At 61.3% G+C, this 12,494-nt stretch carries 9 protein-coding genes, 1 tRNA gene and 2 pseudogenes; 1 reads left to right on the plus strand and 11 read right to left on the minus strand.

Annotated features, from left to right (window positions below; genetic code table 11):
- Positions 1 to 130: 130 nt before the first annotated feature.
- The 7 genes and pseudogenes from B9N43_RS15220 to B9N43_RS15250 all read right to left on the minus strand — a co-directional run bounded on the left by B9N43_RS15220 (position 131) and on the right by B9N43_RS15250 (position 7,527).
- Positions 131 to 1,342 carry a thiolase family protein gene (locus tag B9N43_RS15220; protein ID WP_145843045.1) on the minus strand — a complete coding sequence of 404 codons (1,212 nt, stop codon included), beginning with the start codon at positions 1,340 to 1,342 and terminating at the stop codon, positions 131 to 133.
- 40 nt (positions 1,343 to 1,382) lie between these two features.
- Positions 1,383 to 2,171 carry a nitroreductase family protein gene (locus tag B9N43_RS15225; RefSeq protein ID WP_186453859.1) on the minus strand — a complete coding sequence of 263 codons (789 nt, stop codon included), beginning with the start codon at positions 2,169 to 2,171 and terminating at the stop codon, positions 1,383 to 1,385.
- A gap of 28 nt (positions 2,172 to 2,199) precedes the next feature.
- Positions 2,200 to 3,408: an acyl-CoA dehydrogenase family protein gene (locus tag B9N43_RS15230; RefSeq protein WP_145843047.1), complete on the minus strand. Its 1,209-nt coding sequence runs from the start codon at positions 3,406 to 3,408 to the stop codon at positions 2,200 to 2,202.
- A gap of 213 nt (positions 3,409 to 3,621) precedes the next feature.
- Positions 3,622 to 6,144 (minus strand): TonB-dependent receptor, encoded by a 2,523-nt coding sequence (locus B9N43_RS15235; protein ID WP_186453860.1) that lies wholly within the window; start codon positions 6,142 to 6,144, stop codon positions 3,622 to 3,624.
- 235 nt (positions 6,145 to 6,379) lie between these two features.
- On the minus strand, positions 6,380 to 6,937 hold the full coding sequence (locus B9N43_RS15240; protein WP_145843049.1) for a recombinase family protein: 558 nt from the start codon (positions 6,935 to 6,937) through the stop codon (positions 6,380 to 6,382).
- A 33-nt stretch (positions 6,938 to 6,970) separates the two neighbouring features.
- Positions 6,971 to 7,239 (minus strand): annotated as a pseudogene (locus B9N43_RS15245) (DUF86 domain-containing protein); the annotation flags it as partial.
- Positions 7,236 to 7,527 (minus strand): annotated as a pseudogene (locus B9N43_RS15250) (nucleotidyltransferase family protein). The pseudogenes B9N43_RS15245 and B9N43_RS15250, both read right to left, overlap by 4 nt.
- A 288-nt stretch (positions 7,528 to 7,815) precedes the next feature.
- On the opposite strand from B9N43_RS15250, the gene B9N43_RS15260 reads away from it, so the two are divergent.
- On the plus strand, positions 7,816 to 8,046 hold the full coding sequence (locus B9N43_RS15260) for a coiled-coil domain-containing protein (protein WP_145843052.1): 231 nt from the start codon (positions 7,816 to 7,818) through the stop codon (positions 8,044 to 8,046).
- A gap of 374 nt (positions 8,047 to 8,420) precedes the next feature.
- Here the strand turns inward: B9N43_RS15260 and B9N43_RS15265 are convergent, their stop codons facing one another.
- The 4 genes from B9N43_RS15265 to B9N43_RS15280 form a co-directional block, all read right to left on the minus strand.
- Positions 8,421 to 8,849: a substrate-binding domain-containing protein gene (locus tag B9N43_RS15265; protein WP_145843053.1), complete on the minus strand. Its 429-nt coding sequence runs from the start codon at positions 8,847 to 8,849 to the stop codon at positions 8,421 to 8,423.
- A gap of 17 nt (positions 8,850 to 8,866) precedes the next feature.
- Positions 8,867 to 10,096: a hypothetical protein gene (locus tag B9N43_RS15270; RefSeq protein WP_145843054.1), complete on the minus strand. Its 1,230-nt coding sequence runs from the start codon at positions 10,094 to 10,096 to the stop codon at positions 8,867 to 8,869.
- A gap of 26 nt (positions 10,097 to 10,122) precedes the next feature.
- Positions 10,123 to 11,799: a methyl-accepting chemotaxis protein gene (locus tag B9N43_RS17245; protein ID WP_186453861.1), complete on the minus strand. Its 1,677-nt coding sequence runs from the start codon at positions 11,797 to 11,799 to the stop codon at positions 10,123 to 10,125.
- Between the two features lie 528 nt (positions 11,800 to 12,327).
- A tRNA-Arg gene (locus B9N43_RS15280) sits at positions 12,328 to 12,404 on the minus strand.
- Positions 12,405 to 12,494: the final 90 nt, after the last annotated feature.

The raw sequence follows: 12,494 nt of genomic DNA on the forward strand, positions 1-12,494 counted from the left end.
TCTTTACCAATCATTTACCGTAAAAAAGCAGCTTTCCCATCGGGCTGGCCCAAAGGGAAAGGGGAAAGGGAAAAACGAGGAAAGCGGCACACGCCCCCCGGAGGGGGCGAGGGGGAGTGAGCATTCCCCCTTACCGCATCGCGATGGTGATGTTCATCACCGCCGTGTCGTTGCCCAGGTTGCCGCCGCCGTTGTGGCACAGGCCGACGCGGGCGCCTTCCACCTGGCGCTGACCGGCCCGGCCCTGCAACTGCCAGGTGACCTCGCACAGTTGGGCGACGCCGGAGGCGCCGACCGGATGGCCCTTGCGCAGCAGGCCGCCGGAGGTGTTCACCGGCAGGCGGCCGCCGAGGCGGAAGTCGCCCCGCTCGACGCAGCCGGCGATCTCCTCGGGCTTGCACAGGCCGAGGTGCTCGTAGGTGAGCATCTCGGTGACGACGGAGGAGTCGTGCAGTTCCACCAGGCTCAGATCCTTGGGGCCGACGCCGGCCTCGTAATAGGCTTCCTCGATGGACAGGCTGGTGACGTTCTCCGCCGCGCCATCGGGATGTTCGAAGAAGGAATGCACCACCGAGGACACCACCCGCACCGGCTTGGCGATGCCCAACTGCCGCGCCTTGCGTTCGCTGACGATCACCGCCGCCGCGCCGCCGTCGGCCAGGGGGCAGATCATCGGCCGGGTCAGGGGATCGACGATCACCGGCTGGGCCAGCACTTCCTCGACCGTCATGGCGTTCTGGAACTGGGCGCGCGGGTTGAGGCTGCCATGGAAGGAGGTCTTGGCCGAGACCATGGCGAAATGCTCGATGCTGGTGCCATGGCTGGCCATGAACTCCCGCGCCAGCACGCCGTAGAAATCGGCGAACATGGAACGGCTGGTGCCGGAACCCTCGGACTGGCCGGCGCTCATCTGGGCGAGGAACTTGTCGCGTTCCTCGACGTCGATGGCGCCGTTGAAGGCCGCGTAGCTGATGGCCTTGTTCTCGTGGTAGAGCTTCTCGAAGCCCACCACCAGCACCACGTCGTAGTAGCCGGCGGAAACCATCATGCAGGCCTGGTTCAGCGCCGTGGAGCCGCTGCCGCAGGCATTCTCGATGTTGATGATGGGAAACTTGCCCAGACCCACCGAACTCAGCACCACCTGGCCGCGGATCGACTCCTGGCCGGTGACCGTGCCGGCGGCACAGTTGCCGACGTAGGCCGCCTCGATCTCCTCGGGGCGGATGCCGGCATCCTTGATGGCATCGAGCACGGCCTGGCCACCCAGCCATTTGATGCTCTTATCCAAATGTTTGCCGAAAGGGGTCATGCCCACGCCGGCGACGACTGCATTCACTCTCATGTCACGGTCTCCTGGACAAGTTTGTTCCGACTGGGCCGGTTTAAATCATGCCGCAGCGGGGCAGATTGTATTTCTGGCGGATCGCTTCCACTTCCTCCTCGCGGCCGGGCAGCTTGGCCGGGGCCTGGAAGAACTTGCTCTGGGTCAGTTCGTCCACCACCGCCTGGGAACGGGGGAAGGGGTTGCCCAGGGCGTTGTACTGGAACAGCTGCTCGAACGGCAGGCGGGGCCGCTGGCCGCCCGCCTCCTTGGATTCCAGCGGGTAGCCGACGGTCTGCACGACGACGATGCGCTGGTCGTCGGAGAAGCCGAAAGCCTTCTCCACCTTCTTCCAGTTGGCGGAGCCCTGACAGCAGCAGCCCAGGCCCTGTTCGATCGCCATCAGGGTCGCCTGGGCCACGGCCTGGCCCAGATCCATGTCGGTCATGCCCGGCAGGCGCAGGTTGGGGCCGGCCCGCTCGAAGATCGGCACCAGGGTCTTTTCCAGCTCCTCATAGCGGCCTTCGCCATAACCCAGGGCGCCGCAGGCCACCAGTTCCCGCAGGCGCTCGGAAGCCTGATCCAGGGCGGGGCCATGGACGTACCAGAGGATGATGATCGGCGCGTTCTGGATCTGGAAGCCGCCCACGGGGGAGGGCAGGGAATCCAACTGCTCCTGGGTGGCGGTGCGACGATCTACCACCAGCGCCTGGACCGCGTTGTTGTTGCCGAAATGGGAGGCGATGCGCGCCGCTTCCAGCATGCGCTGAATCTTCTCGACCTCGACGGGACGATCGGGGTCCAGATAGCGGTAGGAGCGGCGGGAGCCGATAACTTCTCTCAATTCCATGGTCATTACTCCGAAATTACAGGGGGGGTCAGAAATGGGATACGGCCATCAGGGCCAGCATGGTGTTCTCGCCGTCCTCGATCAGGGAGGCGCGGGCGTCGCGGAACAGCTTCTCGACGGGATATTCGCGGCACAGGCCGTAACCGCCGAACATGGTGATGGCTTCGTGGGCCAGGTCCAGGCAGGTCTGGGTCGCCACGACCTTGGCCGTGGCGGCATAGGGGAAGGGCAGCCCGCCATCCCGCGTGGCGTTGGCCATGGCGATGCGGCGCACGTGGGAGCGGGCGGCCGTCAGCTTGGAGAACATGTTGAACAGGCGCAGCTTCACCGCCTGATGTTGGATGATGGGCACGCCGCCCTGGACGCGTTCCTTGGCGTAGGCCAGGGCGTGATCGTAGGCGGCACGGGCCACGCCGATGAATTGCTGGCCCATGGCGATGTTGGCGTCGCGCAGGGTGGCGCCCAGCACGTGGGGGTAGATGGCGGGGCCGTCCATCAGGAAGAACTGGCGCGGCACGCGCACGTTGTCGAAGAAGATCTCGCCCTGATTCAGGGTGCGCTGGCCGATCTTGTCCAGCGGCTTGCCCCGGCTGATGCCCGGCAGGTCGAGGGGCAGCAGGAACACGACGCCGTCGGCGCGACCCTCTTTGGAATCCTCATAGGTGGCGAAGAGCACCGCGCTGCCGGCGATGGTGCCGCAGGAGACCCAGGCCGCCTTTTGGCCGTTGAGGATGAAATCGTCGCCGTCCCGGCGCACGCGCAGATCGGCGCGGCCCTTGGGATCGCGGAAGGAGGCTTCGGAGAAGCCCACCATGTCGCAGCCGTGGTTGGGCTCGGTCAAGGCCAGGCAGAAAATCTCGTCCCGCTGGCTGAAGAAGTCCACCAGATCCTGGCGTCCGTAGGCCTTGGCCACGCCGGGCGCCATGTTGTAGAGGGCGTAGGTGATGAACAGGCCGACGTCGCCCCAGGCCAGTTCCTCGCAGACGATGCTGTGCATCAGGGTGCGCTGGGCGGGCGTCAGATCGTCGCCGTAGCATTCGGGCATGCCCACCAGGCCCAGGGCCTTGAACTTCTCCAGGCCGTCCCAGAGCGGGGAGTCCTTGGCGATCACGGCCTCGGGGTCCATGCGGTCCAGCTTGGCCGCAAGCGGGCGCAGCACCTCGGTGGCAAACCGACGGCAGCTTTCCCGGATGGCCAGCATCTCCTCGGTCAGTGTCAAATCCAGATCGATATCCATTGCATCCCCTTCCTTGATTATGATGATCTCCCCGTCGAATGGGGCGGCAATCCTATGTTCGTAGGCGCATCATATTCAAGCCGACCCGGGGGACTCGTCGCCAATTGCCCAATTCAGGTAATGCTGACAGGGCAGGCGACCCGGCGGGCCTCCCTGGGGGCCCGCCTTCGCGCTGCTTCGCCGGACTCCCCCCTGGGAGCCCGGCGAAAGATGCTACCACTTGTAGTTGAAGGACATCCCGTACGTCCGGGGTTCGGTCCAGTTGGCAACCTGGAAGAGACCACCGAAGTCGATGCCGGTGACCTTCTCCCTGTTGTCGGTCAGGTTGCGCACCCAGAGCGACATGTCAGCCGCGCCGGGGCCGCCGATCGGAATGTTGGCCAGCAACAGCCGGGCATTGACGTTGGTCAGCGCCTTGACTGTGGAGAAGGCCTCGGTGTTGCCCATGGAGCCATTGGGGTCGGCCGCGACGATCTGGGCGCCATAGGAATAGTACTTCCCGGTATAACTGACATCCACGATACCGCGCAGGGTGCCCCATTCCGTCTTCGCCAGACGCCCGTCCAGGGTCATGTTGAAGGTGTGCTTCGGCGCCATGGGCGTCCGGGTGTTGCCGGCGGAGTTCACCAGCTGGCCCAGATAGTTGTAGTTCATCAGGTCGATGAACTTGGGGTCCAGGTAGCCGTAGCCGAACTGCATGCGCCAGCCGGGCGCCAGGACCACCATGCCCTCGATCTCCAGACCCTGGTAGCGCGCCTTGCCGGCGTTTTCCATCGTCGGCGACAAGGTACCCGGCGGCAGGATGGAGCCCTGGAAGTTGGTGACGTCGGTGCGGAACAGGGCGGCGCTCAGCTGGGCCTTGCCGTCCCAGAAGTTGGACTTGAAGCCGACCTCGAAGGCGGTGGAGCGTTCATCCATGAAGGGCTTGCGCGGATCGGAAAGCACGTTGCCCTGGGCATCCGTCACATAGGATGCTTCCCCGGGGAAGCCGCCGCTCTTGAAGCCCTTGGCGAGGCGGCCATAGACGTTCAGACCGTCGTTCACCTTGTAGTTCAGGGCGAATACCGGCGTCGTGGCGGAGAAGGAGACCGTGCTCTTGGAGGGCGAATAGACGAAGCCGTTGTTGCGGTCGACCTGATAAGCCACCGGTCCAGTGGGGCACATCGCACCGATGGCGGCGAGATTCAGCAGACTGCCGTTGACCGGGCAGGTGTCGGTGCGCCAGTAGGCGCCACCTTTTTCCTCCGTGGTGCGACGCAGACCCACGGTCGCGGTCAAGTCGTCGCTGACCTTGAAGTCCACCTGGCCGAAGAGCGCCTTGGCATCCGACGTCACGCGGTACCAAGTGTGCTGGTATCCCGCGTAGCCCGGGACCATCGTCAGGAAATAGCCACTGGTCCTGGACAGGGTCGCGCCGTCGTCCTTGAACTGGTAGTAACCCACAACGTAATTCGAGCGCTCGGTGTTGCCGATCAACTGGAACTCGTGGGAATAGGTGCTGTAGACGGTGTTCAATCCGCCGTCATAGACCCAGGCCGCGGAACCGTCCAGATCCTTGTTGTCGTCGAAATGCATCTTGCGATAGGAGCCGATGTACTTCAACGTGTTGTTGGCGTTCAGTTCGTAGGTCGCGGACAGCATCTGACCATCCACGTCCAGCTTCTGGTAGTAGTTGTGGCCGGCCGTGCCCGCCAGCGTCGTCGGATAGCTGGTGCTGGCCAGGGGGGTCAGCAACGTCTTGACTCCAGGCAGCATGTTGTACTGTCGGGCTTGCTTCAAGCTCGCCAGTTTCGGATCATCGAAATAAGGGAGAGGTACGCCGTTGAAGCCGTTGGCGAAAAGGGCGCCCGTCATCAAGGTGCCATAGCCAGTTAGGGGGCCGAAGGCCGGATTGGGCGTCGGGGAGACTGCCGTACCGGGATAGAGTTGGCCATAACCGCTATCGCTGTAGAGCGAGGTCGGCGTCGGCGTTTCGTTGACCCGTGTGAGGTCGTAGGTGTAATCCACCTTGAACTTCGGGCTGATGTCGAAATTGAGGGCCAGGCGCGCGCCGGTGCGGCCCTTGCTGCCCCAGTCCTTGCCGTTGGGGTTTTTCGACCAGCCGTCCCGCTCTTCATTGCGCAGGGCGAAGCTGATGCTGGTGATGCCGACCTTGGGCAGGTCCACCGAAACACGCTCGACGTGGTGTCCGTAGTTGCCGATCTCGAAGCCCACGTTGCCGCTGAAGTAGCCGGACGGCTTGCGGGTCACCAGGCTCACGGCGCCGCCTTCCGTGTTGCGGCCGAAGAGCGTGCCCTGCGGGCCGCGCAGCACCTCGACCCGTTCCAGGTCCACCAGGTCGAACAGGGCGCCCTGGTTCTTGCCGACGAACACGCCATCCACATAGATACCGACACTGGGATCCTGCCAGATGGCCGGCTGGCCGGAGGTGATGCCGCGGATGCCGACGTTCCCGCCCAGGGACTGGCCTGGCGTATGTTTCATGCTGAGGTTCGGCACCATGCCTTCCAATGTGGACGCGCCCTTGATGCCGCGAGTCTCGAGCTGGCCGCCGCTGATGGCGGAGATGGAGATCGGCACGTCCTGCAGGCGTTCCGCCCGCTTCTGCGCCGTGACCACCACCTCTTCCAGTTTCTGGCTCTCCGGGTTTTCCGCCGCGAGGGCGCTACCGGCGAACGCCGAGGCGATCAGCATCGGCAAGGCACGCACCACCCATAAGTTTTTTTGGTTCTGCATATCTATGTCTCCCATTACAAAGATAGATGGCTATCCATTCGGTATTTTCGGGACTGACTCGAAAATACCGGTGCGGTACATCAACAACGAGGTGAAAGGCCGCTTCGATACTGCAATGCAGCATGAAACGCCCCGCCACGAACGGGCCATGCTAGGACTATGTGGTACTGGAAAACATGCTCCATACCCTACTTGGGTACCATCAATTTCGCCTTGCCCGCCGGGTTTGTCGTGGTCAGGCGTGCGCGGTGGCTGGCACCCAGCGGTATAGCGCTGGAACCGACACGCCGAGGTTCTTGGCCACGTCCTTGGGCGGCACGCCGCTGGCCAGCAATCTCTTGGCCGACTTGATCTTGCTGTCCGTCATCTTGGGCTTGCGGCCACCCTTACGGCCAAGCTGCCTTGCGACTTCCAGTCCGGCGCGGGTGCGTTCGACGGTCAGCTCGCGCTCCATTTCGGCCAGGCTTGCCATGACGTGGAAGAAGAACCGACCGGATGGCGTACCGGTGTCTATGGAGTCGGTGAGGCTCCTGAACTGGACGCCTTGTTTGTGTAGTTCGCCGATCAGATCGACCAGTTGCTTGACAGAGCGGCCCAGCCGGTCGAGTTTACAGACGACCAAAGTGTCGCCTTCGCGCAACATTTCGAGCGTCTTGGCCAAGCCTGGCCGGTCTGCCCGCGTGCCGCTCACCTTGTCTTCAAAGACCTTTTTGCATCCGGCCCTGGTTAAGGCTTCGCGTTGCAACTCAAGGTTCCGGTCTTGCGTCGAGACGCGTGCATAGCCAATCAACATGGGATTGCATCAAACCATGCGCCGAACGTTTGTGATGTCGAAGTAGCCGTGGGCGATACGGTTGCGCATGCCGAGCCTGTTGCGCCACGGTACTTGCCCCCGTGTGCCTGAGCAAATTCGGCATAGCCATCCATCACCTTTGTGACGGCCTCGCCGATGATGATGAGGCTCATGATGACGGCCTGCTGAGTTCGCTTGTCCTCAAGGAAATCCTCTTTGGCCAAGCCATCCACGAAGTCGCAGGCATCGGTAGCGGCCTGCCGCATGTGGTCGAGGTAGTCGGTCAGGCGGTTCTCGCTCATATCGGTCGCGCCTCCGCGAGCACCTTGGCCCGGAACTTCGGAGGCAGGTCAGCTGGGCGTCAGCAGATCGACGTGGAGGCCGAGCAGCGATTCCAGTTCGTCTTGCAAGCCGCCCAGATCAAGCAGCGTCGCACCTGGCAGCGCATCCACCAACAGATCAATGTCGCTGCCATCTCGGTCGGTGCCGTGCAGCACCGAGCCGAAGACGCGAGGGTTCGCCGCGCGAAAGCGGCCTACCGCCTCACGCACCGCGATTCGCTTCATGTCAAGCACGGCGGACGGTCGCATGGGCATCCTTTCTTATCGAAACTCGTCGAGATGGTAGGCGATTGAGAATACAATTTAAAGAACCATTTTCGAGAATCGCAAGCCTTGATTTCCTGTGCCGTGGGCAAGTTCAGACCGCTACGGCCGCCACAACCGGCTTAGCGTGCTTTATTTTCCGTTTTCTGAGACGACCCCTCGCAGAAAGGTATGCGCCGATCACTTCTTCAAACATCATGGGTCCGTGAGGTTTGTGCGCTGCTGGGGTTCATAGGGGAGTGGGATGATAGACTCGGAAAAAAGGAGATTTCGATGACCGCCCTAACCTTTGACACGCATGAATTCGTGAAAACCCTGGAGCGCAAGGGATTCACGTCGGATCAAGCCGAGGGGATCAATGATGCCCTGAAAAACGCCTTGACCGTGGCCGAAGTCGCCACCAAGACAGATCTACGGGAAATGGAATACCGTATGACAATTAAACTTGGCAGTCTGATCGCCGCCGCAATCGCCATCGTAGCGACCTTACATAAAATATTGTAAGGACTCACCGAACAGCAAAAAGCTTGCTTCGGCGGTAATGCCGTTTAGTTAATGTTTTTATTGAGATAGCGGACGGTATGGCGTTTGGGCAGGGCTTTGACGAGACGGGGGCTATTGGCGCTCCGTCGTTTTTCCACGGTGGCGATTGAAGCTGGGTGCGCAGGAGTAGCAGATGCTCCGCCAGCCGGTCTAGGTTGGCCACGGGCAGAATATCCGTCGTCGCGTGCAGTCGGCTCGAAACCATCAAGCCGAAAGTCGACAGCCTTTGCTGATGTTTACAACCATTTGCGCACAAAATGAAAATGCCGTCCAGCGTTAACTGAACGGCATTACCCGCCGAGGCGGGGTTTGATGGGTGGGTAAGGGCGGGACGCTCAGTGCAGCGTCAGAACCGCCTTTACGCTGCCATCGACGGCACTCTTCTCGATGTAGCCAATGCCACCGGGGTTGCTGGCGACGCCCTTCTTCACCTCGGCGCTGTTTCCCACTTCCTTGGGCGGGTATCCCTTGCCCGTGAAGACCTGCTTGGACCAGTAGGCTTTTACCTGAGCGGCGGATTTCTGGGTGGTCTTGGTATAGAACTCTTCCCGCAGGGAGGAGGATTCGGGCAGGTCGTAGGGCGACGCGGCTCCGGCACCCGGAACTTCCGTGATCTTGCCGAGGAAGATGTTGCCGACCTGTTCCGTCGTCAGGCTGGCGGTGGGGTTGGCGGCGTTGACGATGACCACCACTTCGGCGTGTGCCGCGGCGGCGAATCCGAGGGTGGCGACCAGTGCGCTGATGAGCTTGATGGATTTTTTCATTGTCGGTCCCCTTTAAATTAGAAAACGAAATCCAACGCGGCGCTGACGACGTTGGCGCTCTTGTTGAAGCCAGCCGGATATTGGCCGGTGCGGCCCTCGAAGAAGAAGCCGTCGCTCGGGCTGGTGATTACACGGTCGTACTGGAACTTGAGGGCGGTATTTTTCATGAAGTCCCAGCGCACGCCGAGGCTGACGGATTTCTGGCTCTGGTCGGCCGCGGTGAACGCGTTGACGCCACCCGCCAGAATCGGACCGTAGCCCGGAATCGCGGCCAGGGAGGCGGGAGCGATCGGCGCGCTGCTGCCATCCTTCTTGTTGCGCAGATAGCTGGCATAGGGCGTGAAGTTGCCGATGCGGCGGCCGGCTGTGACGTACCAGCCGGTATTGTTGGCCGAAGTCATGAGGGCCGAGTCGAATTTCAACTTGGTCCATTCCGCTTGGACCTGCCAGGTGCCGTCATCGTAGGTGCCGCCCAGGCCGGTGAAGGAATAAGGAATGCGGCGGATATCATTGCGCATGAAGTTGGCATAGGCGGGGTCGAAGTTGCCGATGAAGCCAATCAGGGCGTTCGCCTCAAGGTGGTTGATCGCAAGAGTTCCCTCCGTATAGCTGATGCGACCCATCCACGGCCCATTCTCGGCGCTGCCGATGAGCCAGCGCAGGTCGTCACTCTTGGAGCCGCCGCCCGTATAACTGTGGAGGCGGGTAACCGCAGTGCCTCCGCTCACGGTATAGACCGTGTCCCCGGAATTGGTCTTCCAGGTCACGTCGATGCCATCGTTGGGGCCGGGGGTGGCGCGAGGGCCATAAACGCCGACGGGCTGGCGCACCAGCAGGTTGGCGTAGCCGACGAAGGCGAAATCGGTGTTCATGAAGGAGCCGGCATACATGCGGCCGGCGCGAACGTACAGGTTGGGGGTGAACTTGTACTTGGCGTAGCCCCACTCCACCTTCGGGCGATAGCTGTTGTCGTAGCCGCGTTTGCTCATGATCTGCGCGGTGAAGGACAGTTTGTCGTCAACGATCAAGTCGCCTTGCACCGCCACTTTGTTGTCGATGAATTCGAAATCCTTGCGCGCCCCACCCGGTACATTGGTGTCCGTGCTGTAGGCGACGCTATCGGTGTTGGTCATGGCGCCACCAATGGTGCCAAAGCCTGAAAGCTTGAAGTCGACGGCCTGGGCGGAGGCGCCCAAGGTCCCGATGGCTGTCGCCAGGATGACCTGGGCAACGTGATTTTTTTTCATGGTGATTTCCCTTTTCGTGTTTGGAATTAAATTTTGAAATGACCCGAGACGCTCTTGAGGCTCTGGGTCAGATTGCTGATCTTTCGTGAAATTTCAGTCAGCGCCCTGGCCTGCGCGTTGGAGGCGCTGGAGATGGACTCCAGATCGGTGATGCGCTGAGTAATGGACTCCGAGCCTTGTTGCTGTTGCTCGGTTGCGCGGGCGATCTCATGGTTCATGGTCCGGATCGTTCCCACCTTGGCTGTGATTTCCTGCAACGTGTGGCCTGACTCGGTAATTTGCTCCACGCTCGAGATCGCTTTGGTCTGGCTGGTTTCGATGATGTTCGACAGGGCCGACATGGTCCGGTCGACCTGGTCGACGATCGAGCCCACCTCGACGGTGGCTTCCTGTGTCTGCCCCGAGAGCTTGCGTACCTCGTCGGCCACCACGGCGAAACCTCTTCCATGCTCTCCGGCGCGCGCAGCTTCAATGGCCGCATTGAGCGCGAGCAGATTGGTCTGGTCCGCGATCCCCTTGATGGTGTTGACCACTGTGCCAATGCGCGCGGCGTCGTTGCGCAGATTGCCCAGCTCGGTAAATGCCTGCTGCACACTGGCGGCCAGGCCGTTGATGGTCGAAATCGTCGTCTGGATACCGCTGTAACTGGTCTGTGTGACTTCGTCGGCCATGGTGGCGGCCGTGGAAGCGCTCTCGGCGCTTTGGGCAACTTGTTCAATTCCGGTACGAATGGAGTTGACGCCTTCGGTCACATCCGCAACGACGCCATGCTGCTGGGCGACGAAGGCCTCGGTATTGGAAACCACTCCGCCCATGTCGGCGGCGGCGGCTTCCAGGGACTTCAAGGAATCCACCAGGCTGCCGATGTCTTTTTGCAGCTTGGATACGAACTCATTGAACCGGGTGACCAATTCGCCGATTTCATCGCCGGTTTCGGGCGTGATTCGGCGGGTCAGGTCGCCTTCGCCGGCAGCGATGTCGCGCATGGATCGAACCACGGTCGCCACGCTGCGCGTGATCAGCGATGCCATGTACCAGGCCAGCAAGGCCGCCGCGACAACGGCGACGGCGCCAATGAGGCCAATGCCCATCATGTGGCGAGAGGTGGCGGAGGACGCATCCACCATCGCGGTGAAATTCTTGAGCGTGTTTTCCCGTAGGCTGTTGAACTGCAACCTGGTGTCGTCCAGGGCTTTTTTCATTTCGGCGAGGTTGCCGCCTGCCGACCCCATGTCGAGGGTGCCACTGATCAGGGCGTTGGATATGCTCTGCGCCTTGCCGTAGTAGCCGTCAAAGGTTTGCAACGCCTGTTCGGCGGCCGCTCGCTGCCCCTCGTCCAGTTTGGCGAACTTCTGAAGGTTCTGGCGGATGTTCTCGGCAAGACCGTCCGCTGTTTTCACCATGTCCGACTCCCCGGTCGCGGCGGCGGAATTCAATGTTTCGGTGATCTTTTCCAGGGTGGTCACATTGATCGTGGCCACCTCCAGCGTCGGAAAGGTCACGTCGCGGATACGGTCAAGCCGTTGGGTGTTACCCAGTGTGGCCACCATGGTGTAGACAAGGAAGCCGATGAACAACAAGACGCCGACGGCTGGAGCCAAGAGCACTTTTGTGCGCAGAGGGAGGTTTTTATAGAACCCACTGCCACCACGAGGGGTGGGGTTCCCTCTGTTGGAAAAATGTATTGGGGATTCCAGGGCCATGATGCCTCCGTTTCTGCTTCCATTCGAATCGACTGGTAAAACTCTGGTCATTTCATTCCAATGTTACGAAATACTCTATCCGGATAAGGGCGTGATTCCTTATTTTGGGTAGCCCCACTTTTTTCGGCTACCAGGCGGTCACCACGGATGTGACGGGTCACGTGGGCAAGGCTAGGAAGCGCTTGATGGTGTATGAAGGGAGATGGCTCTCGTCATTACAAGTGTTCAAGCTGAATGTCATGGTTGGTATAAAGCCCACCGACTCAACCTCCCTCTCTGGAGGATTCCCCATCCTGGGGGAGGATTGGGGGACGCAGGATCAAGAGAATGCGCCGAGCCGATCTCGGTCAAGAACGAGAGGCATTAAGCGGAGCAAAAGCGAGCCGGCGGGGACTGCCGGCGTATGCCTGCATCAAGCTGGCGAAGTTGATCGGCGTTGAACCGATCTCGGTCATCGCAGCGTCCGAACTGGTGACGGAGAAAAAAGAAGAGCGGCGAGCCGAATGGCTCCCGCTCTTGACTGATGACTGGCGCGCCCGGCGCGATTCGAACGCACGACCCCTGCCTTCGGAGGGCAGTACTCTATCCAGCTGAGCTACGGGCGCAAAGGGGGGCGAAGGATAGCGCGTTTCGGTTTCCGAGTCCATGCCCGTTGTTCGATTGGCTATAATCCGGACCTTCCTTCGCGTCCTGTT

Origin of the sequence: Denitratisoma sp. DHT3 (assembly GCF_007833355.1) — a bacterium.
Classification (GTDB): domain Bacteria; phylum Pseudomonadota; class Gammaproteobacteria; order Burkholderiales; family Rhodocyclaceae; genus Denitratisoma.